This is a genomic window from Paracoccus sanguinis, from assembly GCF_012689545.1.
Lineage (GTDB): Bacteria > Pseudomonadota > Alphaproteobacteria > Rhodobacterales > Rhodobacteraceae > Paracoccus > Paracoccus panacisoli.
In genome coordinates this window covers 758215-782156 of sequence record NZ_CP051542.1, presented here as the reverse complement: position 1 = coordinate 782156, position 23942 = coordinate 758215, and the positions used below count along the sequence as shown (strand labels likewise).

General features: G+C 70.9%; 22 protein-coding genes. 9 read left to right on the top strand and 13 right to left on the bottom strand.

Annotated features, from left to right (window positions below; all coding sequences use genetic code 11):
* Nucleotides 1–7 precede the first annotated feature (7 nt).
* The 3 genes from hemA (at nucleotide 8) to ispG (ending at nucleotide 4072) form a co-directional block, all read left to right on the top strand.
* Nucleotides 8–1237: a 5-aminolevulinate synthase gene (gene hemA / locus HGN31_RS03745; RefSeq protein ID WP_036712175.1), complete on the top strand. Its 1230-nt coding sequence runs from the start codon at nucleotides 8–10 to the stop codon at nucleotides 1235–1237.
* Nucleotides 1238–1348: 111 nt separating this feature from the next.
* The gene (locus HGN31_RS03740) at nucleotides 1349–2623 is read left to right on the top strand and encodes a helix-turn-helix domain-containing protein (protein ID WP_168782373.1); all 1275 of its coding nucleotides are present in this window, start codon (nucleotides 1349–1351) and stop codon (nucleotides 2621–2623) included.
* Nucleotides 2624–2902: 279 nt separating this feature from the next.
* Complete coding sequence (ispG, locus tag HGN31_RS03735) at nucleotides 2903–4072, top strand: flavodoxin-dependent (E)-4-hydroxy-3-methylbut-2-enyl-diphosphate synthase (RefSeq protein WP_168782372.1); 1170 nt, start codon at nucleotides 2903–2905, stop codon at nucleotides 4070–4072.
* Nucleotides 4073–4116: 44 nt separating this feature from the next.
* On the opposite strand, the gene HGN31_RS03730 is transcribed toward ispG, so the two are convergent.
* The 10 genes from HGN31_RS03730 to HGN31_RS03685 all read right to left on the bottom strand — a co-directional run bounded on the left by HGN31_RS03730 (nucleotide 4117) and on the right by HGN31_RS03685 (nucleotide 12767).
* Nucleotides 4117–5406, bottom strand: a complete 1290-nt coding sequence (locus HGN31_RS03730) for a TRAP transporter large permease (RefSeq protein WP_168782371.1) — start codon at nucleotides 5404–5406, stop codon at nucleotides 4117–4119.
* A gap of 1 nt (nucleotide 5407) precedes the next feature.
* Nucleotides 5408–5917, bottom strand: coding sequence for a TRAP transporter small permease (locus HGN31_RS03725; RefSeq protein WP_168782370.1), 510 nt, complete (start codon nucleotides 5915–5917; stop codon nucleotides 5408–5410).
* Nucleotides 5918–5989: 72 nt separating this feature from the next.
* Nucleotides 5990–6970, bottom strand: coding sequence for a TRAP transporter substrate-binding protein (locus HGN31_RS03720; protein ID WP_036710383.1), 981 nt, complete (start codon nucleotides 6968–6970; stop codon nucleotides 5990–5992).
* A gap of 49 nt (nucleotides 6971–7019) precedes the next feature.
* Nucleotides 7020–7709 (bottom strand): DUF4286 family protein, encoded by a 690-nt coding sequence (locus tag HGN31_RS03715; protein ID WP_168782369.1) that lies wholly within the window; start codon nucleotides 7707–7709, stop codon nucleotides 7020–7022.
* Nucleotides 7710–7849: 140 nt separating this feature from the next.
* The gene (locus HGN31_RS03710) at nucleotides 7850–8569 is read right to left on the bottom strand and encodes a sulfate/molybdate ABC transporter ATP-binding protein (protein WP_081973086.1); all 720 of its coding nucleotides are present in this window, start codon (nucleotides 8567–8569) and stop codon (nucleotides 7850–7852) included.
* Between the two features lie 16 nt (nucleotides 8570–8585).
* Nucleotides 8586–9479, bottom strand: coding sequence for a sulfate ABC transporter permease subunit CysW (gene cysW, locus HGN31_RS03705; RefSeq protein ID WP_168782368.1), 894 nt, complete (start codon nucleotides 9477–9479; stop codon nucleotides 8586–8588).
* Nucleotides 9472–10311 (bottom strand): sulfate ABC transporter permease subunit CysT, encoded by an 840-nt coding sequence (gene cysT / locus HGN31_RS03700; protein ID WP_168782367.1) that lies wholly within the window; start codon nucleotides 10309–10311, stop codon nucleotides 9472–9474. Before cysT ends, cysW begins: the two co-directional genes overlap by 8 nt.
* Nucleotides 10308–11312 carry a sulfate ABC transporter substrate-binding protein gene (locus HGN31_RS03695; RefSeq protein ID WP_168783796.1) on the bottom strand — a complete coding sequence of 335 codons (1005 nt, stop codon included), beginning with the start codon at nucleotides 11310–11312 and terminating at the stop codon, nucleotides 10308–10310. Before HGN31_RS03695 ends, cysT begins: the two co-directional genes overlap by 4 nt.
* A 301-nt stretch (nucleotides 11313–11613) precedes the next feature.
* Nucleotides 11614–12069, bottom strand: a complete 456-nt coding sequence (locus tag HGN31_RS03690) for an RrF2 family transcriptional regulator (protein ID WP_036703090.1) — start codon at nucleotides 12067–12069, stop codon at nucleotides 11614–11616.
* A gap of 329 nt (nucleotides 12070–12398) precedes the next feature.
* Nucleotides 12399–12767: a DsrE family protein gene (locus HGN31_RS03685; RefSeq protein WP_168782366.1), complete on the bottom strand. Its 369-nt coding sequence runs from the start codon at nucleotides 12765–12767 to the stop codon at nucleotides 12399–12401.
* Between the two features lie 85 nt (nucleotides 12768–12852).
* On the opposite strand from HGN31_RS03685, the gene HGN31_RS03680 reads away from it, so the two are divergent.
* Nucleotides 12853–13818 carry an AraC family transcriptional regulator gene (locus HGN31_RS03680; RefSeq protein ID WP_211096328.1) on the top strand — a complete coding sequence of 322 codons (966 nt, stop codon included), beginning with the start codon at nucleotides 12853–12855 and terminating at the stop codon, nucleotides 13816–13818.
* Between the two features lie 48 nt (nucleotides 13819–13866).
* On the opposite strand, the gene HGN31_RS03675 is transcribed toward HGN31_RS03680, so the two are convergent.
* Complete coding sequence (locus HGN31_RS03675) at nucleotides 13867–14634, bottom strand: DsbA family protein (RefSeq protein WP_036733797.1); 768 nt, start codon at nucleotides 14632–14634, stop codon at nucleotides 13867–13869.
* A 142-nt stretch (nucleotides 14635–14776) separates the two neighbouring features.
* On the opposite strand from HGN31_RS03675, the gene HGN31_RS03670 reads away from it, so the two are divergent.
* From HGN31_RS03670 to HGN31_RS03650, 5 genes are all read left to right on the top strand, one after another.
* On the top strand, nucleotides 14777–15919 hold the full coding sequence (locus HGN31_RS03670; protein ID WP_168782365.1) for a pyridoxal phosphate-dependent aminotransferase: 1143 nt from the start codon (nucleotides 14777–14779) through the stop codon (nucleotides 15917–15919).
* Nucleotides 15916–17142: an N-acetylmuramoyl-L-alanine amidase family protein gene (locus tag HGN31_RS03665; protein ID WP_168782364.1), complete on the top strand. Its 1227-nt coding sequence runs from the start codon at nucleotides 15916–15918 to the stop codon at nucleotides 17140–17142. Before HGN31_RS03670 ends, HGN31_RS03665 begins: the two co-directional genes overlap by 4 nt.
* A gap of 94 nt (nucleotides 17143–17236) precedes the next feature.
* Nucleotides 17237–19765 carry a penicillin-binding protein 1A gene (locus HGN31_RS03660; protein WP_168782363.1) on the top strand — a complete coding sequence of 843 codons (2529 nt, stop codon included), beginning with the start codon at nucleotides 17237–17239 and terminating at the stop codon, nucleotides 19763–19765.
* A 118-nt stretch (nucleotides 19766–19883) separates the two neighbouring features.
* On the top strand, nucleotides 19884–21011 hold the full coding sequence (gene prfB / locus HGN31_RS03655; RefSeq protein WP_168782362.1) for a peptide chain release factor 2: 1128 nt from the start codon (nucleotides 19884–19886) through the stop codon (nucleotides 21009–21011).
* Nucleotides 21012–21176: 165 nt separating this feature from the next.
* Complete coding sequence (locus HGN31_RS03650) at nucleotides 21177–22226, top strand: patatin-like phospholipase family protein (RefSeq protein WP_168782361.1); 1050 nt, start codon at nucleotides 21177–21179, stop codon at nucleotides 22224–22226.
* Here HGN31_RS03650 and HGN31_RS03645 read toward each other — a convergent pair.
* Together HGN31_RS03645 and HGN31_RS03640 are read right to left on the bottom strand one after the other, a co-directional pair.
* Nucleotides 22217–22930: a DUF502 domain-containing protein gene (locus tag HGN31_RS03645; RefSeq protein WP_168782360.1), complete on the bottom strand. Its 714-nt coding sequence runs from the start codon at nucleotides 22928–22930 to the stop codon at nucleotides 22217–22219. The two genes, HGN31_RS03650 and HGN31_RS03645, sit on opposite strands and share 10 nt — an antisense overlap.
* A 72-nt stretch (nucleotides 22931–23002) precedes the next feature.
* The gene (locus HGN31_RS03640) at nucleotides 23003–23911 is read right to left on the bottom strand and encodes a pseudouridine-5'-phosphate glycosidase (protein ID WP_168782359.1); all 909 of its coding nucleotides are present in this window, start codon (nucleotides 23909–23911) and stop codon (nucleotides 23003–23005) included.
* Between the last annotated feature and the right edge of the window lie 31 nt (nucleotides 23912–23942).

Genomic DNA, 23942 nt, shown 5'->3' with positions numbered 1-23942 from the left:
GCCCGCGATGAACTACGATGCCGCACTCGAGCAGGCCATCCAACGCCTGCATGACGAAGGCCGCTACCGCACGTTCATCGACATCGAGCGTCGCAAGGGCGCCTATCCGCAGGCGGTCTGGACCCGCCCGGACGGGTCCGAGACCGAGATCACCGTCTGGTGCGGCAACGATTACCTCGGCATGGGCCAGCACCCGGCCGTGCTCGCCGCGATGCACGAGGCGCTGGACGCCACCGGCGCCGGGTCGGGTGGCACGCGCAACATCTCGGGCACCACGGTCTATCACAAGCGGCTCGAGGCCGAGCTTGCCGACCTGCACGGCAAGGAATCGGCGCTGGTCTTTTCGTCGGCCTACATTGCCAACGACGCGACGCTCTCGACGCTGCGGAAGCTCTTTCCCGGGCTCATCATCTATTCCGACGAGCTGAACCACGCCTCGATGATTGAGGGGATCAAGCGCTTCGACGGCGCCAAGCGGATCTTCCGCCACAATGACGTGGAGCATCTGCGCGAGCTGCTGGCGGCCGACGACCCGGCCCTGCCGAAGCTGATCGCCTTCGAATCGATCTACTCGATGGACGGCGATTTCGGGCCGATCGCCGAGATCTGCGACCTCGCAGTCGAGTTCAACGCGCTGACCTATCTCGACGAGGTGCACGCGGTCGGCATGTACGGCCCCCGCGGCGGCGGCGTGGCCGAGCGCGACGGGCTGATGGATCGCATCGACATCTTCAACGGGACGCTCGGCAAGGCCTTCGGCGTCTTCGGCGGCTACATCGCCGCGAGCGCGCGGATGTGCGACGCGATCCGCAGCTATGCGCCGGGGTTCATCTTCACCACCTCGATCCCGCCCGCGGTGGCGGCGGGGGCGGCGGCCTCGATCGCGTTTCTCAAGACGGCCGGCGGGCAGGAGCTGCGCGACGCCCAGCAGCTCCACGCGCGCATCCTCAAGATGCGGCTGCGCGGGCTGGGGCTGCCCATCGACGACCGCGGCAGCCACATCGTCCCGGTCCATGTCGGCAACCCGGTGCACTGCAAGGCGCTGTCGGACATGCTGCTGTCGGATTTCGGCATCTACGTCCAGCCGATCAACTTCCCCACGGTGCCGCGCGGGACCGAGCGGCTGCGCTTCACGCCCTCGCCGGTCCACGACAGCCAGCAGATCGACCACCTGGTGCGGGCGATGGATGCGCTGTGGTCGCGATGCGCGCTAAACCGCCAAGTCGCGGTCGCCTGAGCCACATCGGCGGTGTTCGGCCTCGCATACCCGTGATAACCTGCGATTAACGAAAGAGTGCCAGATTCGACCGGAAGGGAGATTCGGGCGACGAGGAATGGGGCAGGCGGAATGATCGGGATGCGGGCGCCGGCGACGGCGGACGATTCCAGCTTGGGGCAGGGGACTCCGGCCAATGCGCCGGCGTTCGACGATTTCGAAATGCGGCTCGGCGACATCATGCGCGGCGAGCGGGCGACGATGGGCAAGTCGCTGCTCGACGTGCAGCGCGAGCTGCGCATCCGGGCGTCCTATGTCGCCGCGGTCGAGAACTGCGACGTGTCGGCCTTCGACGCGCCGAGCTTCGTGTCGGGCTATGTGCGGTCCTATGCCCGCTATCTCGGCATGGACCCGGACTGGGTGTTCCAGCGCTTCTGCCAGGAGTCCGGATTCCAGCCGGTGCACGGCATGGCGCCCGCCGCCGCCGGTCCCAAGCCCACGCGCCGCCCCGCCGATCCGGCCGAGGCGCTGGCCAATCCCAAGGCGCTGTTCATCCCGCAGAAGGAAAGCTTCTGGTCCTCGGTCGAGCCGCGGGCCATCGGCTCGGTGCTGGTCATGGCCGGGCTGGCGCTCGGGCTGGGGTATGGCGGCTGGGCGGTGCTGCAAGAGGTGCAGAAGGTCAACCTGACGCCCTCGGACCAGTCCCCGGCGGTGATTGCCACGCTCGACCCGGTGCAGGATACCGCCGCGGCCGAGCCGGTGGACATGGCCGCGGCTGATCTGCCGCAGCCCGAGGCGCTGGATCGGGTGTATCGCCCGCAGGCGCTGGACGTGCCCGAGTTGACCCCGCGCGACACCCCGATCGCCGCGATCGATCCGGGCTTGCAGGCCGCCGAGACGCCGCAGGTGCGCGAGGCCGCCGCCGACCCCGCCATCGCCGCGCCGTCGGCCGCCCCGTTGCCCGGGATGGCCGGGGTGCAGACAGCGATGGCCGGCCCGCAGCCCGAGGGTGCGGCGGTGCAGCCGGTGCGCACGCTCGCCCCCGACGCCCCGCAGGTCGAGATCATGGCCGCCCGCCCCGCCTGGGTCCGGGTCAGCGCCGCCGACGGCACGGTGATCCTCGAGAAGACGATGGACGCGGGCGAGCGCTTCGCGCTGCCCTCGACCGAGCAGCCGCCGGTGCTGCGCACGGGGAACTCGGGCGCGGTCTATTTCGCGGTGAACGGGCAGACCTACGGCCCGGCGGCGCCGGGGCCGCAGGTGGTGAAGAACGTGGAACTCTCGCCCACCGCGCTGACGCAGAAATACGCGCTGGCCGATCCGGCCGCCGACCCAGAACTGGCGAGCATGGTGGCCATGGCCACGGTGCCGCAAGGCGGGACGGCGAACGGAGCGCCGGTGGAGTGACCGGTGCTCGGCGGCTGGGCCGGGGGGTGAGCGGCGCAGGGAATGCGCTGGGCGGCGGGGTGGCGTCGCCTATCCGCGCTCGGGGGGCTGTAAGGTTTTGTTCAATCTAGGCGATGGTCAGAGCGCCAGCTGATTGACACCGGTCTTGGCTCGTGACGCTCACCGCTCACCGCTCACCGCTCTCATCCGCCACCCTCGCCCCCAGCCCGACCCACCCGCGGTTGCCCCCGGCCTCCGCCGCGCCTATGTCTGGCGCGCGTCAGCGAAAGGCCCCGCGCGATGACTCACAACCCGATCCGCCCCTGGCGCAACATCGACCGCCGGCCGAGCCGCCGGATCATGGTCGGCAACGTCCCGGTGGGCGGCGACGCGCCGATCAGCGTCCAGACCATGACCAACACCGACAGCACCGACGTGCGCGCGACCCTCGCGCAGGTGATCGCGGCGGCCGATGCGGGCGCGGATATCGTGCGCGTCTCGACCCCCGACGAGGCCGCCGCGCGGGCCCTGCGTGACATCTGCCGGGAAAGCCCGGTGCCGATCGTGGCCGACATCCACTTCCACTACCGCCGCGCCATCGAGGCGGCCGAGGCGGGCGCCGCCTGCCTGCGGATCAACCCCGGCAACATCGGCGACGCCGCACGCGTGCGCGAGGTGGTGCAGGCGGCCAAGGACCACGGCTGCTCGATCCGCATCGGGGTCAACGCCGGCAGCCTCGAACGGCACCTGCTGGAAAAATACGGCGAGCCATGCCCCGCGGCCATGGTCGAAAGCGGGCTCGATCACATCAAGCTGTTGCAGGACAACGACTTCCACGAGTTCAAGATCAGCGTGAAGGCGTCCGACGTGTTCCTCGCCGCCGCGGCGTACCAGCAGCTGGCCGAGGCGACGGATGCGCCGATCCATCTCGGGATCACCGAGGCGGGGGGCTTGCGCGGTGGCACCGTCAAGTCGGCGGTGGGGATGGGCAACCTGCTGTGGATGGGGATCGGGGACACGATCCGCGTCTCGCTCTCGGCCGATCCGGTCGAAGAGGTGAAGGTCGGCTACGAGATCCTCAAGTCGCTGGGGCTGCGGACGCGGGGGGTGCAGATCATCTCGTGCCCGAGCTGCGCGCGGCAGGGGTTCGACGTGATCGCCACCGTCGAGGCGCTGGAGAAGCGGCTTGAGCACATCAAGACGCCGATGAGCCTGTCGATCATCGGCTGCGTGGTGAACGGGCCGGGCGAGGCGCTGATGACCGACCTCGGCTTCACCGGCGGGGGCGCCGGATCGGGGATGGTCTACGTGGCTGGGCGGCAGAGCCACAAGATGTCGAACGCGCAGATGATCGACCACATCGTCGAGCTGGTCGAGCAGCGCGCCGCGGCGCTGGCAGAGGCTGGCGCACCGGCTGCAGGGACCGGTGCGGACGACGCGGCGTTGGTGACAGCGCGCTCGGCCTCCTGACGGCCGGATGCTGAGCGCCCCCGCGGCGGGGGCGCCGCGGCCCGTCAGGGCAGCAGCGCCGTCACGATCCCCGGGAACATCGTGATCAGCACCACCAGCAGGCAGAGCATCAGGAAGAACGGGAAGGTCATCCGCGCGATGGTGAAGATGCCGCGTCCGGTCAGCCCCTGGATCACGAAGAGGTTGAACCCCAGCGGCGGGGTGATCTGCGCCATCTCGACCACGATCACGAGGTAGATGCCGAACCACACCGGGTCGAGACCCGCCGCCACCACCGCTGGCAACACCACCGAGGTCGTCAGCACCACGATCGAGATGCCGTCGAGGAACATCCCGAGCAGGATGTAGAAGAGCGTGAGCACCAGGACCAGCATCGCCTCGCTCAGCCCCAGCCCGGCGATCAGCCGGGCGAGGTCGGCGGGCAGGCCGGAAAAGCTCATCGCCTTGGTGAGGTACGCCGCACCCAGCAGGATCAGCCCGATCATGCACGAGGTCTTGGCCGCGCCCACCAGCGCCTCGACGAAGCTCGTCCGCGTCAGCCCGCCCGAGGCCGCGGCGATGATCAGCGCGCCGAGGACGCCCAGCGCGGCGGCCTCGGTCGCGGTGGCGATACCGGCATAGATCGAGCCGATCACCGCCACGATCAGCGCCACCACCGGGATCAGCAGCCGCGCGCGGACGATCTTTTCGGTCAGGCTGATGCGCTCGATCCCCTGCGGCATCCGCTCGGGGTTCATCAGCGCCCAGATCACGATGTAGCCTGAGAAGAGCGCCATGAGCAGCAGCCCCGGCAGGATGCCCGCGATGAAGAGCCGGGTGATCGAGACCTGCGCCGCGACCCCGTAGACGATCATCACCACCGAGGGCGGGATCAGCAGCCCCAGCGTGCCCGCGCCCGCCAGCGAGCCGATGGCGAGCCGGTCGTCATAGCCGCGCTTCTTCAGCTCAGGCAGCGAGATGCGGCCGATGGTGGCGGTGGTGGCCGCCGACGAGCCCGACACGGCGGCGAAGATGCCGCAAGCCACCACGTTGACGTGCGCCAGCCGCCCCGGCAGCCGTTGCAGGAACGGCGCGAGCCCGGTGAACATGTCCTGCGCCAGCCGGGTGCGGTACAGGATCTCGCCCATCCAGATGAACAGCGGCAGCGCGGTCAGCGTCCAGTTCGACGACGCCTCCCACGCGGTGGTGGCGAAGATCATCCCGGGCGGGGACGAGGTGAAGGCCCAGATCGTGAACCAGCCGGTCAGGATCAGCGCCAGCCCGATCCAGACGCCCGCGCCCAGCAGGACGATCAGCACGAGGGCGATGGTCAGGGCCTCGATGGAACTGGTCATCTCACTCTCCGTGGCCTTGCGCGTCGCGGTCGTCCTCGGGCACCGGGCGCCCGGTCAGGCGGCGGAGCAGCCGCTCGACCAGGGCCACCGCCAGCAGGACCATCCCCACCGCCATCGACAGCTGCGGGATCCACAGCGGCACGGCGAGCAGCCCCTGCGAGACGTCCCCGAACACCCAGCTTTCGCGGACATAGGCGAGGATGTGCCACGCCGCCCACAGCATGAGGCCGACGCCCAGCGCCGTCACCACGGTGTCGAGCACCCGCCGCGCCCCCTCGGGCAGCGATTCAGAGATCACCGTGACGCGGATGTGGTCGCCTGCGTTCAGCGTCATCGGCAGGGCCAGAAACATCGAGGCGGCGAGCATCCAGCCGGCGAAGTCATCGGCCGACTTGATCTGCGCGCCCATCAGCCGGGCGGCGATCTGGGCGAGGATCAGCGCGGCGATGCCGGCCAGCGCCACGCAGGCCAGCGCGCCCGCGGCACGGTAGAGGAAACGGGTGACACCCATCGGACGGCCTTTGCGATGCGAGGGGCGCGTCCCCAGCCCGGCCGGGCCGGACCGGGGACGCGCCGGACGGCGTCAGGGACGATAGGCGCGCATGATCTCGGCGACGCCCTCGCCGCCCGAGGCCACCCACTCGTCGGCCATGGTCTTGCCCACCGACGACAGGTCGGTGACCAGCGCGGCCGGCGGCTCGTGGATCTCCATCCCGTTGGTCTTGAGGGTCTCGGTGGCCTTGGCGTTCGCCTCTTCGGCCATCGCCCAGCCGCGGGTCTCGGCCGCCGCGGCGGCGTCGGTCAGCGCCTTCTGGCTTTCCGGCGGCAGCGCGTCGAAGGCCGCCTGGTTCACCAGCACCATGTTCTTCGGGATGAACGCCCGCAGGTCGTAGTAGTGCTTGACGAAATCCCACGCCTGGCTGTCCACCCCGGTGATCGGCGAGGTCAGCATCCCCGAGATCACCCCGGTCGAGAACGCCTGCCCGATCTCGGCCGAGGCGACCGTCGCCGGGACCGCGCCCATCAGCTCGGCAAAGCGCGCGGTGGTCGGGTTGTAGGCGCGGAACTTGACGCCCTTGAGGTCGGCCGCGCTTTCGATCGGGGTCTTCATGTAGATCCCCTGCGGCGGCCACGGCTCGGCCCACAGGATCTTCAGCCCTTCGCCGGCCAGCTTTTTCTCGTAGACGGGCTTCGAGGCGTCCCACAGCTTCTTCGCGTCCTCGAAGGTGGTGGCGAGCAGCGGCACCGAGTCGGCGGCGTAGATGGGGTCCTCGTTGGCGAGCGCCGAGATCAGCACCTCGCCGATCGGGACGACATTGCGCTGCACCCCGCGCTTGAGGTCGGTGCGCGACAGAAGCACCGCGTTCGACTTGACGTCGAGCGTCAGCGCGCCGCCGGATTTCTCGCCCACGTCGGCGGCGAACTGGCGGATGTTCTCGGTGTGAAAGTTGCCGTCCGGGTCATGCGCGGACATCTGCCAGGTCTCGGCGGCCAGAGGGGCGGCGACGAGCGTCGCGCCGATCAGCGCGCCCGGGATGACGGTGGCGAAAAGACGGTGAAGCATCGGTTCTTCTCTCTCTCCTGTTGGGCGCCGTTTGCGGCGCGTCTTGTGGTTAGGCGCGGGTGTCGCCGCGCCGGGCCGAAAGATCGGCGTGGTCGAGGGACCAGATCAGGTCAAAGGCCCCCGCGCCGTGCAGGTCGGCCCCGGCCAGCGCGGGAAGCTCGGCCGCGAGCTCGGCCGCGGCCGCGCGGGTGAGCGTGTCGGCCATCAGCACCCGCCGCATCACCCGTTCGGAGCCCGCCTCGGAGGGCAGGGGGGTCGAGAGCGCCGCATCCGGCACGAGAAGCTGCACCCGTAGCACCTCGGGCCGGGTGGCGAGTGCGGCGGCGAGGTCGGAGGCGCGGGCCGCGGCGGCCCCATCGCCCGCCGTGGCGTCGCCCAGTTCGGCCAGCGCCACGGCGCAGCCGGCGCCGAACCCGGCCTCGGCGGTGACTGCCATCACCCGGCGCTGGGTGTTGCCCATGCGGGCGAAGTTGCGGTTCGACCAGTCGGTCTGGCGGGTAAAGGCCGCGCGATAGGCGTCCGAGGTGAAGGTGCCGAGGCTCTCGGTGCGGTAGATCGCCAGATAGCGCCGCGCGGCGTCGTCATGCGCGCGGTAGCGGCGCGCCCAGAGCATCCCGGGGATGGCGACCCGCTCCTCCATGTGCTCGCGGTCGTACCAGGCGTTGAAATCCGCCTCATGCGCGGGGTCGATGTCGGTCCAGACGAAAAGCTGGCCGTTCGCGGTCGGTGTCAGGTTCATGTCGGGTTCCCGGGCATCCGGCCGCGAGCGTGGCGGAGATTTCCGATCCTGACAAGCCGCGCGACGCAGGGCCGTTGGACCGGCCCGCGCCGGCGGGGTCCGCCCCCGGGGGCAGGGGCGGGCCGTGAGGGTGAGCGGCCTCAGGACGAGATGAAGTCCCGCACGAAGGGTGTCGCGGGCCGCGCGCGGATGTCCTGCGGGCGGCCGATCTGCTCGATCCGTCCCATCGACATGATCACCACCAGATCGGCCAGCTCCATCGCCTCGTCCTGGTCGTGGGTCACGAAGACCGTCGTCAGGCCGGTCTCGTCGTGGATCTCGCGCAGGCCCTGGCGCAGTTCCTTGCGGACCTTGGCGTCGAGCGCGCCGAAGGGCTCGTCGAGCAGCAGCATCCGCGGCTCGATCGCCAGCGCGCGGGCCAGCGCGACCCGCTGGCGCTGGCCGCCCGATAGCTGGCTGGGGTAGCGGTCGCCGATGTGGGGCAGCTGGATCAGCGCCAGCAGCCGGGTCACGCGGCGGGCGATCTCGGCCTTGGGCGGGCGGGTGGCGCGGGGGCGCGCGGCAAGGCCATAGGCGATGTTGTCGAACACCGTCATGTGCCGGAAGAGCGCATAGGACTGGAAGACGAAGCCCGCGCGGCGTTCCTGCACGGTCATGCCGGTCGCGTCCTGCCCCTCGAACAGCACCCGCCCCGCGGTCGGGTATTCGAGGCCCCCGAGGATGCGCAGCAGCGTCGTCTTGCCCGACCCCGACGGCCCCAGCAGCGCGACGAGCGCCCCGCCGGGGATGGTGAGCGACACGGGGTGCAGCGCCGCGGTGGTCCCGAACTGCTTTGAGATTTCGTCGATCTCGATCAGCATCAGCCTCTCTCCCCTCTCAATGCCGGCGCTGCGCGGCGAGCGCGTCGGCGTGGCGGATTTCCAGCAGCGTCTTGATCATCAGCGTCACCAGCCCGAGGACGCCCAGCGTCGCCGCCATCGAGAACGCGGCGACAGACAGGTATTCGTTGTACAGCATCTCGATGGTGATCGGCATGGTCGCAGTCTTGCCGCGGATCTTGCCCGACACGACGGCGACCGCGCCGAACTCGCCCATCGCGCGGGCGTTGCAGAGCAGCACGCCGTAGAGCAGCGCCCAGCGGATGTTGGGCAGGGTGACGGTGCGGAACACCCGCCAGCCCGAGGCGCCGAGGGTCAGGGCGGCTTCCTCTTCGGCGCGGCCCTGTTCGATCATCACCGGGATCAGCTCGCGCGCGACGAAGGGGAAGGTGACGAACATCGTCGCCAGCACGATCCCCGGCAGGGCGAAGACGATGGGGAAGCCGTGCGCCACCAGCCAGCCGCCGATCAGCGAGTTGGCCCCGAAGGTCAGCACGATGCAGAGCCCCGCCACCACCGGGCTGACCGAGAACGGCAGGTCGATGAGGGTGATCAGCACCGCCTTGCCGCGAAAGTCGAACTTGGTGATCGCCCATGCCGCGGCGAGCCCGAAGAGGGCGTTCAGCGGCACCGCGATGGCCGCGACGATCAGCGTCAGGCGGATCGCGGGCCAGGCCTGCGGATCGGCGAGGCTCGCTAGCGCCGGGCCCACGCCGCGCGCGAGTGCCTCGGCGAAGACCGTGACCAGCGGGGCCAGCACAAGCACCGCGAGCCCCAGCACCGAGACGAGGATCAGCGCCCGCCGCGCGGCCGGGGCCTCGTCGGTGGGGGCGCGGAAGCGGCCGGCCTTGGGCGGGCGGGGCGCGGGGTGGGGCAGGGACAGGTCAGACATAGCCGATCCTCCGCCGGCTCCAGATCTGGATGAGGTTGATCGCCAGAAGCAGCGCGAACGAGATCAGCAGCATGACGATGCCGACGGCGGCGGCGGCGTCGTAGTTGAACTCTTCCAGCTGGATGACGATCAGCAGGGGGGCAATCTCGGTCACCAGCGGGATGTTGCCGGCGATGAAGATGACCGAGCCGTATTCGCCGACCGCCCGCGCCAGCGCGAGGGCAAAGCCGGTCAGCGCGGCCGGCGCCAGCATCGGCAGGATCACCTTGCGCAGCGTGGTCAGCCGCGAGGCGCCGAGCGTGGCCGACGCCTCTTCGACCTCGCGGTCGATCTCTTCGATGACCGGCTGGACGGTGCGGGTGACGAAGGGCAGGCCCACGAAGATCAGGGCGATCAGGATGCCCCATTGCGAATAGGCGATCTTGATCCCGAGCGGCGCCAGCGCCGCGCCGAAGACCCCGTTCGGGGCGTAGAGCGCGGTCAGCGCGATCCCCGCGACGGCGGTGGGCAGCGCGAAGGGCAGGTCCACCGCCGCGTCCAGCAGCCGCCGGCCGGGGAAGCGATAGCGCGACAGCACCCACGCCAGCACCACACCGAAGACGAGGTTGAAGAGCGCGGCGAGGAACGACAGCCGGAACGACAGCCAGAGCGCCCGCCACACGCGCTCGCGGTTGACGGTGGCCCAGATGCCCGCCGCCCCGTAGTCGGCGCCCTTGAGCAGCAGGGCGCCGATCGGCAGCAGCACCACGATCGAGAGCATCGCGACCGTGATCCCCATGGCCGGGCCGAAGCCCGGCATGGGAGAGGGCTGGCGGAACGGCCCTCGGCTCATTTCGGCACGTAGATCTGGTCGAAGATGCCGCCGTCGCCGAAGTGCTCGGGCTGCGCCTTGGCCCAGCCGCCGAAGTGCGAGATGTCGACGAGGTCGATCTTGGGGAAGCGGGCCACGTCCTCGGGCGCCGCGGCCGAGGTGTCCCAGGCGCGGTAGTAGTGCTTCCACGCCAGTGCCTGGCCCTGCGGCGAATAGAGGAAGTCGAGATACCCCTGTGCCAGCTCGCGCTGGGCGTCGCTGGTGATGTTGGCGTCCACCACCGCGACCGGCGGCTCGGCCAGCACCGAGACCGAGGGCACCACGATGTCGAACTTGTCGTCGCCAAGCTCGGCGAGCGCCAGGTAGGCCTCGTTCTCCCACGCGAGCAGCACGTCGCCGATGCCGCGCTGCGAGAAGGTGGTGGTGGCGCCGCGGGCGCCCGAGTCGAGGACGGGCACGTTGCGGAACAGCTTGCCCACGAACTCTTTGGGGTCCTGGCCGTTGCGCTCGGCCCACGCCCAGGCGGCGAGATAGTTCCAGCGCGCCCCGCCCGACGTCTTGGGGTTCGGGGTGATGACCTGCACGCCGTCGGCGACGAGATCGCCCCAGTCCTTGATGCCCTTGGGGTTCCCCTCGCGGACGAGGAACACGATCGTCGAGGTGTAGGGCGAGGAGTTGTGCGGCAGCCGCTTCTGCCAGTCGGCCGGCAGCTTGCCCGCCGCGGCGATGCGGTCGATGTCCGAGGCGAGCGCCAGCGTCACCACCTGCGCCCCCAGCCCCTCGACCACCGCGCGCGCCTGCGCGCCCGAGCCGCCGTGGCTCGTCTCGATCTGCGGGGCGTCGTGGCCCTGTGCGGTCCAGTACTCGGCGAAGGCGGCGTTGATGTCGCGGTAGAGCTCGCGCGTCGGGTCATAGCTGACGTTGAGCAGCGACTCGGCGCGGGCCTGACCGAGGCCGAGCGCCAGGGCTGCGGCGATCACGCCCCAGCCGATCAGCGGCCGCAGTCGCGCCAGCGGCGCCATGATCTCGGCGGTGGTCAGCGGGGCGGGGCGGGGGGCGATAGAGCCAAGGGTGGGACGGTCCATCGGGTCATTCCTTCTTGAGCTGCGCGGGCCGCAGGGCCGGCTTGCCCGATAAATATCGACCTCACCTGTCGTTTTTAGCAAGTAAAAAATATCGGCTTTTCTTGTCGTGATTAAGAAAGGGAGATTCGTCGCCGCGGCTGGCGGCGCGCGGGCGCGGACCCTCGCCCGGCGGGCGGGCGCGGGACGAATGACCGCCAGAGCGTGGCGTAAGAGGTTTTGGTTCCGGACGCCCGGCCGGTCAGGCGTCGGCGATGACCTGTGCGGACAGCGCGTCCGAGCGCATCAGGTCGGCCAGCGTCAGCGAATCGATGATCTGCAGATAGCCCGAGAACACGTCCGCAAAGGTCCGGCGGATGCGGCAGGTCTCTTCGTCGGTGCAGTCGGGGCAGCGCTGATAGGCGGTGCGCGACAGGCAGGGCAGGGGCGCGAGCGGCCCGTCGATCAGCCGCAGCAGATCGGCGAGCTTCACCTCGGACGGCGGCTGCGCGAGCAGATAGCCCCCCGCCCGGCCGCGCCGAGAGGCGATCACGCCGGCGTCGCGGATCTCGAGCAGGATATGCTCGAGAAACCGCTTCGGGGTTCCGGCGCGCTTGGCGACCTGCTCGATGGACAGCGCCTGCGGCGCGCCGCTCGCTGCCTCGTCAGCCAGCACCAGCAGCGCCTTGAGCGCGTATTTCATCTTCTGCGTGATCATGGGCTAGCCCTAGGCAGACGCCGGCCGGGACGCAAGCAAGCGGGTCTGTCGGTGAAAGACGATCTGCAGATAGGGGGCGACGTGGCGGAATGCCAGCCGGGGGAAGCGAGGGAGGGGGGCGCGCCCCATCGCGCCGCTCATGCGCGTCGCACCCCCGGTGTCGGCCACAGCGCCGAGCCGGTCGGGCGCCCGCGGATCAAGCCGCGGGCGTGATGGGCAGGGCGCGTCCGCAGCAGCCCTTTTACTGGAGGCCAACGAGGCCGGGCGCCGAGGAGGGCCACCCCACCCCCGACGCCCGGTCCTGCCGTTGCCCCCGCGATGCCGTCCCTTCAGAACGACAGCGTGGCCGCGCCTGCCCGGACCTCGGCGAACATCGCGCTGGCGCCCTTGATCTCCACCCCGTCGATCAGGTCGCCGGCCTCGTAGCCGCGGGACGTCACGCAGGGCGGGCAGGCCCAGATCGTGCCGCCGCGGGCCTGAAACGCGCTGACGAGGCTCGCCAGCGGCTCGAGCGGCGGCACGTGGGTCAGGGCGTGGCCCTTGCGCCGGACCAGGTCCACGGCGGCGCTGGTCAGAAAGACGAACACCTCCATCCCCGCCGTCTGGGCGCCGTTGGCGAGGGTGAAGGCCACCGACGACAGTTCTGAGTTGATGCCCCGCGTCATCACGATCACCAGTTTGTCGGTCGTCGCATCCATGATAGGTTTCCTTTCGCTCAGGATGTTCCGCGCCGAGTATGCGCCTTGTCCGAAGGGTCCGGCTTTGGCCGCGAGACCGGAAAGCTTGATCGCAACGCCGGACCTGCCGCCGGAGCCCGTCGCGGCGCTGCTGGCCGCGGCCTTGCGGCGGGTGCGGATCACCGACTCGATGCAGTACTGCTACATGCCCTCCGGCGACTGGGAGACGGACGCGACCCCCGCCGCGTGGAAGCCGCATGACGCGGTCAGCTTCCATATCCTCGCCGAGGGGACCTGCTGGCTCGAGATGGGCGGGCAGCGGCGAACCTTGCGCGCGGGCGACATCGCGGCCTTTCCGTTCGGCACCCCGCACCGCATCGGCGCGGGCGCGGGCGGGCCCGAGATCGACCCCGGCGGGGCGCTGCCCCCGGGTCCGTGGCGCGAGACCCCGGTGCTGCGGTTCGGCGGGGGCGAGCGGGTGGTCCGCATCCTCTGCGGCTATGTCCGCTGCGAGGCGCTGTCCTTCGGCCCCTTCCGCGCGGCGCTGCCCGAACTGGTGCTCGTCGCCACGGCGGGCGGCGACGACTGGCTTGCCCCCATCGTGGCCCGGATCGTGACCGAGGTGGACGCGCCGCAGGGGGGCGGCACGGCGATCCTCGAGCGGCTCACCGAACTCGCGCTGATCGAGGTGCTGCGCCGGCAGTTGCTGGCCGAGCCGCGGGGGACGACCGGCTGGCTCGCGGCGATCCGCGATCCGGTGGTGGCGCGCTGCCTAGGCCTCATGCACGCCGACCCGGCGCGGCCCTGGACGGTGGCGCTGCTGGCGCGCGAGGCCGGGGCCTCGCGCAGCGTCATCGCCGCGCGCTTCGCCGCTCGGCTGGGCCGCACGCCGATGTCCTATCTGCGCGACTGGCGCCTGCTGCTGGCGCGCGAGCGGCTGGCCCGCGCGGACGTCTCGATCGGCGCGCTGGCCGAAGAGAGCGGCTACGGCTCGGAGGCCGCCTTCTGCCGCGCCTTTGCCCGCGCGACGGGCTGCCCGCCGGGCGCGTATCGGGCGCGCATGGCGGGCTGACAGTGCAGGTTTCCGTCGGGGTCGAGGGGCCGAAGCCCCCCTCAGACCTCAGCCTTTCGCTTCGGCGCGGATCTGCGTCACGGCGGCCTCGAGCCCGCTCGAGGGGATGCCGCGCAGCAGTTCGGGGCCGATCACGAAGGTCGGCGTGCCCATGATCTGCATCTGCTCGGCCAGCTGCCGGTTGGCGCGGATCTCGGCCGTCACCTCTTCGGTGTTCATCCGCTGGATGATCGCTTGCGAGTCGAGCCCCTGATCCTTCGCCAGCGCCCCGAGCGACTCGAGCGTCACCGCCCCGCGGATCTCGTAGAGCTTGTCGTGCGCCGTCTTGTAGGCCGCGTCGCCGGCGATCTGGCGGACCGCGATGGCATAGCGCGAGGCGAGCTCGCTCTCTTGCCCGAGGATCGGGAACTCCTTGAGGATCAAGCGGATGTTGCCGTCCTTCTCGACCAGCGCGTCGACCTCGGGGGCGATCTTGCGGCAGTAGCCGCAGCGATAGTCGATGAACTCGACCACGGTCAGGTCGCCCTTGGGGTTGCCGCCGACCCACGAGTGGCCGTCGTCGAAGATCGCGGCCTTGTGCGTCTCGACCAGCACGCGGTCGTTCTTGGCCTCGTCGGCCAGGCGCTGCGCCTCCATCTTGTTCACCGCCTCGATCAGCACCTCGGGGTGGTCCATGATGTAGTCGCGGACGGCGGCGCCGAAGGCCTCGCGCTCGGCGTCGGTCATCTGCGCCGGGTCGAAGGCGGCGGCCGGCAGGGCGGTCAGCGGCAGGGCGGCGGCGGCGGCAAGCGCCGCGGCGGTGAGCACGGATTTCATCGCGGGTCCTTTCGGGTTTCGCGCGCGACCTTGGCGGGTCGGGGCGCCGCTGTCCAGCCCGCGCCGGGGGTGCGAGGCGCTTGACCCGTCCCCCGCGGCTCGGCCACAAGCGCCCCCTGACGAAGAGCCGAGGGGGCAGCAGATGAGACAGTCACGACGCGGCCAGGTGGACCCGTTCATCGTCATGGACGTGATGGAGGCCGCGCGCCGCGCCGAGGCCGCCGGCCGCCGCATCGTCCACATGGAGGTCGGCCAGCCCGCCACCCCGGCCCCCGCGGTGGCCCGACGGACGCTGGCGGCGGCGCTGGACCAGCCGCTCGGCTACACCGTCGCCTTGGGCCTGCCGGCGCTGCGCGAGGCGATCGCCGGGCTCTACCGGCGCTGGTACGGGGTCGAGCTGGACCCCGGCCGGGTGGTGATCACCGCGGGCTCCTCGGGCGCGTTCCTGCTGGCCTTCGCGGCGCTCTTCGAGGCGGGCGACCGGGTGGCGGTGGGCGAGCCGGGGTATCCGAGCTACCGCCAGATCCTGCGCGCCATGTCGGTCGAGCCGGTGGGGATGCCGACCCGCTTCGAAAACCGCTATCAGCCGGTGCCCGCGGACATTCCGGCGGATGTGCAGGGGGTGATGCTCGCCTCGCCAGGCAACCCCTCGGGGACGATGCTCGACCACGCGGCGCTGGCGGCGTTGGCCGCGCGCGCGGCCGAGATCGGCGCGGCGCTGATCTCGGACGAGATCTACCACGGGCTGAGCTACGGGGCGCGCTGCGTCAGCGCGCTCGAGGTCACCGACGACGTGGTGGTGATCAACAGCTTCTCGAAGTTCTTCAGCATGACCGGCTGGCGGATCGGCTGGATGGTCGTGCCGCCCGATCTGGTCCGCACCATGGACCGGCTGGCCGCCAACATGTTCATCTGCCCGCCGCACGTGAGCCAGGTGGCGGCGCTGGCCGCGCTCTCGCCCGAGGGCGAGACCGAGGCGCAGGCGAACCTGGCCGTCTATGCCGAGAACCGGCGGCTGCTGCTCGACCGGCTGCCGGCGATCGGCTTCGACCGCATCGCGCCGCCGGACGGGGCCTTCTATCTCTACGCCGACGTCTCGGCCCTGACCGACGACAGCGCCGCGCTCGCCGCCGAGATCCTCGAGCACGCCGGGGTCGCGGTCACGCCGGGGATCGACTTCGACCCGGTGCGGGGGCGGCAGACGCTGCGCTTCTCCTATGCCGGGGCAACCGACGAGATCGCCCTGGGGCTCGAGCGGCTGGCCGCATGGATGGCGGCGCGATGAGGCGATGGGCGGCGCTGCTGGCGGCGCTGGCGCTGCTGCTGCCGGCGCTGGCGCGGGCCGAGGCGCCCGTGGCGTTCGATCCCGCCCGCAGCACCCTGACCGCCGAGGGCCGCGACACCGGCGCGCCGCGCCCGCTGACCCTCGTGCTGGGGCTGAGCCGCGCGGTGCCGGTCCGGGTCGCGCTGATCGACGGGCCGCCGCGGCTGGTCGTCGATCTGCCGGCGGCCGAGCCGCCCGCGGCGACGGGCGCGCCCCTGCCGCAGGCGCTGCGCTGGGGGCCGGCCCCGCAGGGCGGCGCGCGGGCGGTGATGACCCTGCCGGGGCCGATGCGGGTGGAGAGCGCGGCGATGCGCGCCGGGCCGCCAGCGTCGCTGGTCCTGCGCCTCGCGCCCGTCGCGCCCGAGGCCTTCGCCCCGCGCCGCGACACGCTGACCGTGCTGCGCGGCCTGCCCGCGCCCGCGACGGCGCCCGCGCCGGTCGGGGACGGGCGGCTCAAGGTGGTGCTCGACCCCGGCCACGGCGGCATCGACCCCGGCGCGCAGGTGGGCGGCATCTCCGAGGCCGCGGTGATGCTGGGGTTCGCGCGCGAACTCGCCGCGGCGCTTGAGGCGCGCGGCATCGCCGTGGCGCTGACCCGCGGCGACGACAGCTTCGTGCCGCTCGAGCGGCGCACCAGCATTGCCCGCGCGCAAGGCGCCGACCTGTTCCTGTCGCTGCACGCCGATGCCCTGCCCGCGGGCGAGGCGGCGGGGGCCACGATCTACACCTGGGACGCGCAGTCGAATGACCGCGCCGCGCGGCAGCTCGCGCTGCTGCACGACCGCAGCGACCTGCTGGCCGGGCTGGACCTGTCGGACGCGGGCGAGGATGTCAGCCGGGCGCTGATGGACCTCGCCCGGCTCGACACCCAGCCGCGCAGCCAGGATGCCGCCCGCCACCTCGTTGCGCGGATGAACGCGGCCGGGGTGACGATGCACCGGGTGCCGGTGCGGGGGGCGGCGTTCTCGGTCCTCAAGTCGCCCGACATCCCCTCGCTGCTGCTCGAGATGGGGTTCCTGACCGATCCGGGCGACCGCGCCAACCTGTTCGACCCCGACTGGCGGGCGCGGGTCGCGGGCGCCATCGCCTCGGGCGTCGAGGCCTGGGCCGCGGACATGGCGGGGAAGCCCGCGCCCGACCGCGCCGAGGCGGCGGACGCGGCGCCCCCCAAACCCGGCGGCTGACCGCTGACCGGGCCGCAGCCTGACGCAAGCTTGCTTTGACCCCGGGGGGGTGGGCCGCTATAGGTGCGCCCCGATTGGCTGGGTGGGCCCTCTTTTGATCCGTTTCGTCCTGAACTTCATCGGCGCCGTGTTTTCGTGGTTCGTGACCGCGACGGTGTTCCTGGCGCTGGGTCTCGGCGGCATCTTCTGGCTCTATGCCCGCGACCTGCCCTCGACCGACGAACTCAGCCGCTACAGCCCCAAGACGATCAGCCGGATCTATTCCGGCGAGGGCAAGCTGATCGACGAATTCGCCGAGGAACGCCGCATCTTCGTCCCGGTCGCCGAGATTCCGCCGGTGGTCAAGGACGCCTTCATCTCGGCCGAGGACAAGAACTTCTACACCCACCCCGGCTATGACCCGCGCGGCATGGCCGCCGCGGCGGTCGAGCTGGTCCGCTCGCGCGGGGAAAGCGTGCGCGGCGCCTCGACCATCCCGCAGCAGGTGGCCAAGAACTTCTTTCTCAGCGCCGACCGCACCGTCGAGCGCAAGATCAAGGAGCTGATCATCGCCGCGCGTCTGACCCGGACGCTGAGCAAGGACCAGATCCTTGAGCTGTACCTGAACGAGATCTTCCTCGGCCAGAACAGCTACGGGGTCGGCGCCGCGGCGCAGACCTATTTCAACAAGCCGCTGGGCGAGCTCGCCCCGCACGAGGCGGCGCTGCTGGCGGCGATGCCGCAGGCGCCCTCGCGCTCGGTCGTGCGCGACAAGGAACGCCTGGCCGAGCGGCGCAACTATGTCCTGCGGCAGATGTGGGAGAACGGCTACCTGACCGAGGCCGCCTTCAAGTCCGAGGCGGCGCTGCCGCTGCGCTCGGTCCAGAACGGCGACTTCCCGGCGTTCCGCAACAGCCTGCCGCCGCGCGACTATTTCACCGACGAGATCCGCCGCCAGCTCTCGGCGCAGTTCGGCGAGGAGGAGTTCTTCTCGGGCGGCCTGTCGATCCGGGCCACGGTCGAGCCGCAGTTGCAGAAGATCGCCGCCAAGGCGCTGCAGGACGCGCTCGAGCGCTATGACCGCGGCATCGGCCTGTGGCGCGGGACCGGGCAGAAGATCGACCCGGCCGAGCTGGGGTCCGAGGCGCAATGGCGCGCCGCGTTGGCCAAGGCCAAGGTTCCGCGCGACATCGACGGCTGGTATCCGGCGGTCGTGCTGTCGCTCGGCAAGTCCGACGCCCAGATCGGCATCGAGGGCATCCCGCCCACCGAGGCCGAGCCGCAGGTGATCCCGGCCCGCGACGTGCAGTGGGCCCGCAAGCTCATGCCGGGGTCGAAGCGGGCGCCGCAGGCGAGGGTGGCCGCGGACCTGCTTGAGGTCGGCGACGTGGTGCTGGTGCGGCGGATGACCGAGGACGGCTCGGGCAAGTTCATCCGCTGGACGCTGCGCCAGGTGCCGGCGATCGAGGGCGGGTTCATGGCCATGGACGTGAACACCGGCCGCGTCTACGCGATGCAGGGCGGGTTCAGCTACCAGTCCTCGGTCTTCAACCGCGCGACGCAGGCGCAGCGCCAGCCCGGCTCGGCCTTCAAGCCCTTCGTCTATGCCGCGGCGCTGGACAACGGCTACACCCCCGCCACCATCGTCGCCGACGAGCCGATCACGGTGAACACGCCGCAGGGCCTGTGGACGCCGAAGAACGCGGGCGGCGGGTTCTACGGCCCGACGCCGCTGCGGACCGGGATCGAGCAGTCGCGCAACCTGATGACGATCCGCATCGCCCAGGACATCGGGATGAACACCGTCGCCCGCTACGCCGAGCGGTTCGGGGTCTACGACAAGCTGTCGCCGTTCCTCGCCAACAGCCTCGGCGCGCAAGAGACGACGCTGTTCAAGATGGTCGCCGCCTACGCGATGTTCGCCAACGGCGGCGAGCGGGTCGAGCCGACGCTCGTGGACCGGGTGCAGGACCGCAACGGCCGCACCGTCTATCGCCACGACAAGCGGGTCTGCACGACCTGCGCCATGGGCGCGCTGCCCGCGGGCGAGGCGCCGGTGATCGTCTCGGACCGCGAGCGGGTGATGGACGCGATCACGGCCTATCAGCTCACCTCGATGCTGGAGGGCGTGGTCAACCGCGGCTCGGGCAAGGGCGTCAAGCTGCCGGTGCCGGTGGCCGGCAAGACCGGCACCACCAACGACGCCAAGGACGTGTGGTTCGTGGGCTTCACCTCGAACATGGTGGCAGGCTGCTATCTGGGCTACGACGAGCCGCGCAGCCTGGGGTCGAACGCCTTCGGCGGGACGCTCTGCGTGCCGGTGTTCAACGCCTTCATGCGGCAGGCGGTCAAGCAGTATGGCGGGACCAAGTTCCGGGTGCCGCCGGGCGGGTATTTCGCCGACGTCTCCTATGGCAAGGGCGTGATCTCGGAATATTTCCGCAACGGGACCAACGCGGCCAGCGGCCAGCGCGTCGTCGACGGCGGCTTCCAGCGGGTGCCGGCCGACCAGCTTCCGGGCTTCAAGAAAAGCACCGACGTGACCGAGCGCGCGGCGAAGTCGGTGACGACCTCGACCGGCAAAAAGAAGGTCATCCCGAAGAAGGCCGACTACAACACGATGAGTTCGGGCGGCCTCTACTAGCGCCGCGTGATCCGGCGGGGGCAGGGTGCCACGCCCCCCCCCGCCTTGTCTGTCCGCGTCCGAGGCGCTATCTGCCGCTTTCATTCCCAAGCCCCGACCCTGCCCGAGGGACCGCCCCATGCGTGCCGAGACCCAAGCCACCGTCGAATCCATCCGCAAGTCGCTGGGCCTGCTTGCGCAGCGCATGGACTGGGAGACCGCGCCGCACCGGCTGGAAGAGATGAACGCCATGATCGAGGACGGCGACCTGTGGTCCGATCCGTCCCGCGCGCAGAAGCTGATGCGCGACCGTCAGGTTCTGTCGGACAAGGTCGAGACCTACCGGCGCATCGACCAGGACCTGAAGGACTCGGTCGAGCTGATCGAGCTGGGCGAGGCCGAGGGCGACGCCGAGATCGTCTCGGACGCCGAGGCGACGCTCAAGGGCCTCGCCGAACTGGCCGCCAGCAAGGAGCTTGAGGCGCTGCTCGACGGCGAGGCGGACGGCAACGACACGTTCCTTGAGATCAACGCGGGCGCCGGCGGCACCGAAAGCTGCGACTGGGCGGCGATGCTGGCGCGGATGTACACGCGCTGGGCCGAGAAGAAGGGCTACAAGGTCGAGCTGCAGTCCGAGACCGCGGGCGACGAGGCCGGCATCCGCTCGGCCGCCTACAAGATCAGCGGGCCGAACGCCTATGGCTGGCTCAAGTCGGAATCGGGCGTGCACCGGCTGGTCCGCATCTCGCCCTATGACAGCGCGGCGCGGCGGCACACGTCGTTCTCCTCGGTCTGGGTCTATCCGGTGGTCGATGACAACATCGAGATCGTGATCCCCGACAACGAGATCCGCATCGACACCTATCGCTCGTCGGGCGCCGGCGGGCAGCACGTGAACACCACCGACTCGGCGGTGCGGATCACCCACCTGCCGACCAACATCGTGGTGACGAGCTCGATGAAGTCGCAGCACCAGAACCGCGAGGCGGCGATGAACGCGCTCAAGGCGCGGCTCTATCAGCTGGAACTCGACAAGCGGAACGCGGCGATCAACGCGGCCCACGAGAACAAGGGCGACGCCGGCTGGGGCAACCAGATCCGCAGCTATGTGCTGCAGCCCTACCAGATGGTGAAGGACCTGCGCACCAGCTTTGAGACCTCGGATACGCAAGGGGTTCTGGACGGCGATCTGGACGGGTTCATGGCCGCGACGCTGGCGATGGACGTCTCGGGCAAGAGCCGGGCCGAGGCCAACGCCGACGACTGACCCGCGGCGCGGGCGTGGGCCGCCGGAGCCTCCGGCGGGGATGTTTCTGCAGGAACGAATGCCTGTCGCCGCGCCCCGGGCCGTGGCGTCGCTGCGGGCAACCATTTTTCGCGGCCGACGTTCCGTGCTATTGCTGCAGTGCAGCATGGATGAGCGGAGCGGACGATGGCGAAGAAGATCAACCTGGCCCTGCAGGGCGGCGGCGCGCACGGAGCCTTTGCCTGGGGTGTGCTCGACCGGCTCCTGGAGGGGGACGAGATCGACATCGCAGGGATCAGCGGCACCTCGGCCGGGGCGCTGAACGGGGCGGCGGTGACGGCGGCGCTGTCGGCCATTCCGGGGCGCGAAGGGCGCGAGGCGGCGCGCGAGAACCTCGATTACGTCTGGTCGCAGGTCGGGCAGGTCAGCGACAACCGCATGGTGCGCTGGATGACCAGCATGGTGCCGATGCCGCGCGGGATGCAGCGCTGGGCCGAGATGGTGTCGCCCGTGGCCTGGCTCGAGGGGTTCTCGCGCATCTTCAGCCCCTACGATTCCGGGCCGTTCTACACCAATCCGCTGTCGGCGATCATCCGCGAGATGCCGCATCCGCTGGACGGTCACCACGCCACCGCGCCCGAGTTCTTCGTGACCGCCACCAACGTCCGCACCGGCCGGGTCCGCATCTTCTCGGGCGACGAGGTCTCGCCCGAGGCGGTGATGGCCTCGGGCTGCCTGCCGACGCTGTTCCGCGCCGTCGAGATCGACGACCCGGCGACCGGCCAGCGCGAGGCCTATTGGGACGGCGGCTATTCGGGCAATCCGGCGCTGTTCCCGCTGTTCGACCGCCGCCTGCCGGCCGACATCGTGATCGTCACGATCAACCCGATGGTGCGCGAGGCCGTGCCCCGCACGCCGGTCGAGATCCAGGACCGGATCAACGAGATCAGCTTCAATTCGAGCCTGCTGCGCGAATTGCGCGCCATCCAGTTCATGAAGCGGCTCGAGCGCGAGGGGCGCCTGTCGGGCCGCGGGATGAAGGAGCCGCTGATCCACATGATCTCGGACGACAACCTGATGACCTCGCTCGGGACGCGGACCAAGGTGATGCCGCGCCCCGGGCTTCTCGCGCAGATGAAGGCGGCGGGGCGGGATGCCGCGCAGGCGTTCCTCGACGGGGATGCGCAGAACATCGGCAAGGCCGATTCGGTCGATCTGCCGCGGCTTTACGGCTGAACGGCGGGGGACGGTGCGGCGAGCGCCGGGCGGGGCGGCGGATAGACGAGCCCGCCCGAGATGATCAGCTTGGCCGCATCCTCGACCGACATCTCGAGATAGATCACGTCGGTTTCCGGCACGTAGATCAGGAAGCCCGAGGTCGGGTTCGGCGTCGTCGGCAGGAACACCGCCATCATCCGCGATCCCGGCGGGGCCAGACCGTCCAGCTCGCCCTTGGCGGGACCGGCGACGAAGCCCACCCCCCACAGCCCCTTGCGGGGGTATTCGATCAGGCAGGCGCGGTCGAACTTGCTGTCGCCCTGGCTGAGCAGCGTCTCGCTGATCTGCTTGAGCCCGCCGTAGACCGAGCGGACGATCGGCACCCGGTCCAGCAGCCGCTCGCCCGCGCGCAGCAGGCGGCGGCCGATGTAGCCCTTGGCGACCCAGCCGACGATCACGGTGAAGATCAGGAAGATGATGACGCCGACGCCGCGCGGGTTGATGCCGAGCCAGCGATCCGGGTGCCAGCGGGCCGGGATCACCGGCATCACCCAGCCGTCGATCCAGCCGGTCAGCGACCAGAAGAGCCAGATCGTCAGCGCGATCGGCAGCATCACCGCGAGGCCGGCGAGGAACGATCCGCGCAGCGAGGCGAAGGGGCCGGGCCTGCGCACGGGCTGCGGGGTCGGGGACAGCGGGGGCAGGTCGTCGGGGTGGCGCATGGCGCGACGCTCGTGCGGCAGGCCCGCCGGGTCAAGGGGCGATGGACGGGGCGCCGCGCTTGCGTTGGGGGCTCAGGCCACCGCCGCCGCGATCCGCGCGGCGAGCCGCGCGTTCGACAGCACCAGCGCGATGTTGGCCTGAAGCGAGCGCCCCTCGGTCAGCGCGAAGATCCGGTCGAGCAGGAACGGCGTCACCGCCTTGGCCGCGATCCCCTGCGCCTCGGCCTCGGCGAGCGCCGCATCGACCACCGGGATCATCTCGGCGCGGGGGATCTCGGCCTCGGCCGGGATCGGGTTCACCACCAGCTGCCCGCCGGGAATCCCGAGGGCGCGGCGCATCCGGGCGGCCGCGGCGATCTCGGCCGGGTCGTCCAGCCGCAGCGGCGCGGGCAGGCCCGAATCGCGCGACCAGAAGGCGGGGATGGCGTCCTGGCCCACGGCGATGACGGGGACGCCCAGCGTCTCGAGCATCTCAAAGGTGCGGGGGATGTCGAGGATCGCCTTGGCGCCCGCCGAGACCACGGTGACGGGGGTCGCGGCCAGCTCGGTCAGGTCGGCCGAGACGTCCATGGTCCGCTCCACCCCCCGGTGCACCCCGCCGATCCCGCCGGTGGCGAAGACGCGGATGCCGGCGAGCGCCGCGCAGATCATCGTCGCGGCGACGGTGGTGGCGCCGGTGCGCCCGGTGGTCAGGCAGACGGCCAGATCGGCGCGGCTGACCTTCATCACGCCGGTCGCCTGCGCGAGTTCCTCGAGCGCGGCGTCGGTCAGGCCGACGTGGATGCGCCCGCCCATCAGCGCGATGGTGGCGGGGACGGCGCCGGCCTCGCGCACCGCGGCCTCGACGGCGCGGGCCATCTCGAGGTTCTGGGGGTAGGGCATCCCGTGGGTGATGATGGTCGATTCGAGCGCCACGATCGGGCGGCCCGCGTCACGCGCGGCGGCGACCTCGGGGGCGAAGCTGAGCGGCAGGTCGGTCATCGGCGGTCCTTTCTGCGAGGTCGGACCGGGG

What these genes read in the sequence shown, in the direction of transcription:
- HGN31_RS03720 (WP_036710383.1), bottom strand. Translation starts at nt 6,970, where the DNA reads ATGCTTCACCGTCTTTTCGCCACCGTCATCCCGGGCGCGCTGATCGGC.
- HGN31_RS03645 (WP_168782360.1), bottom strand. Translation starts at nt 22,930, where the DNA reads ATGCGCCACCCCGACGACCTGCCCCCGCTGTCCCCGACCCCGCAGCCC.
- HGN31_RS03670 (WP_168782365.1), top strand. Translation starts at nt 14,777, where the DNA reads ATGAGACAGTCACGACGCGGCCAGGTGGACCCGTTCATCGTCATGGAC.
- HGN31_RS03740 (WP_168782373.1), top strand. Translation starts at nt 1,349, where the DNA reads ATGATCGGGATGCGGGCGCCGGCGACGGCGGACGATTCCAGCTTGGGG.
- cysW (WP_168782368.1), bottom strand. Translation starts at nt 9,479, where the DNA reads ATGTCTGACCTGTCCCTGCCCCACCCCGCGCCCCGCCCGCCCAAGGCC.
- HGN31_RS03650 (WP_168782361.1), top strand. Translation starts at nt 21,177, where the DNA reads ATGGCGAAGAAGATCAACCTGGCCCTGCAGGGCGGCGGCGCGCACGGA.
- HGN31_RS03690 (WP_036703090.1), bottom strand. Translation starts at nt 12,069, where the DNA reads ATGATCACGCAGAAGATGAAATACGCGCTCAAGGCGCTGCTGGTGCTG.
- cysT (WP_168782367.1), bottom strand. Translation starts at nt 10,311, where the DNA reads ATGAGCCGAGGGCCGTTCCGCCAGCCCTCTCCCATGCCGGGCTTCGGC.
- HGN31_RS03715 (WP_168782369.1), bottom strand. Translation starts at nt 7,709, where the DNA reads ATGAACCTGACACCGACCGCGAACGGCCAGCTTTTCGTCTGGACCGAC.
- HGN31_RS03665 (WP_168782364.1), top strand. Translation starts at nt 15,916, where the DNA reads ATGAGGCGATGGGCGGCGCTGCTGGCGGCGCTGGCGCTGCTGCTGCCG.
- HGN31_RS03730 (WP_168782371.1), bottom strand. Translation starts at nt 5,406, where the DNA reads ATGACCAGTTCCATCGAGGCCCTGACCATCGCCCTCGTGCTGATCGTC.
- HGN31_RS03640 (WP_168782359.1), bottom strand. Translation starts at nt 23,911, where the DNA reads ATGACCGACCTGCCGCTCAGCTTCGCCCCCGAGGTCGCCGCCGCGCGT.
- hemA (WP_036712175.1), top strand. Translation starts at nt 8, where the DNA reads ATGAACTACGATGCCGCACTCGAGCAGGCCATCCAACGCCTGCATGAC.
- HGN31_RS03675 (WP_036733797.1), bottom strand. Translation starts at nt 14,634, where the DNA reads ATGAAATCCGTGCTCACCGCCGCGGCGCTTGCCGCCGCCGCCGCCCTG.
- HGN31_RS03725 (WP_168782370.1), bottom strand. Translation starts at nt 5,917, where the DNA reads ATGGGTGTCACCCGTTTCCTCTACCGTGCCGCGGGCGCGCTGGCCTGC.
- HGN31_RS03695 (WP_168783796.1), bottom strand. Translation starts at nt 11,312, where the DNA reads ATGGCGCCGCTGGCGCGACTGCGGCCGCTGATCGGCTGGGGCGTGATC.
- prfB (WP_168782362.1), top strand. Translation starts at nt 19,884, where the DNA reads ATGCGTGCCGAGACCCAAGCCACCGTCGAATCCATCCGCAAGTCGCTG.
- HGN31_RS03710 (WP_081973086.1), bottom strand. Translation starts at nt 8,569, where the DNA reads ATGCTGATCGAGATCGACGAAATCTCAAAGCAGTTCGGGACCACCGCG.
- HGN31_RS03685 (WP_168782366.1), bottom strand. Translation starts at nt 12,767, where the DNA reads ATGGATGCGACGACCGACAAACTGGTGATCGTGATGACGCGGGGCATC.
- ispG (WP_168782372.1), top strand. Translation starts at nt 2,903, where the DNA reads ATGACTCACAACCCGATCCGCCCCTGGCGCAACATCGACCGCCGGCCG.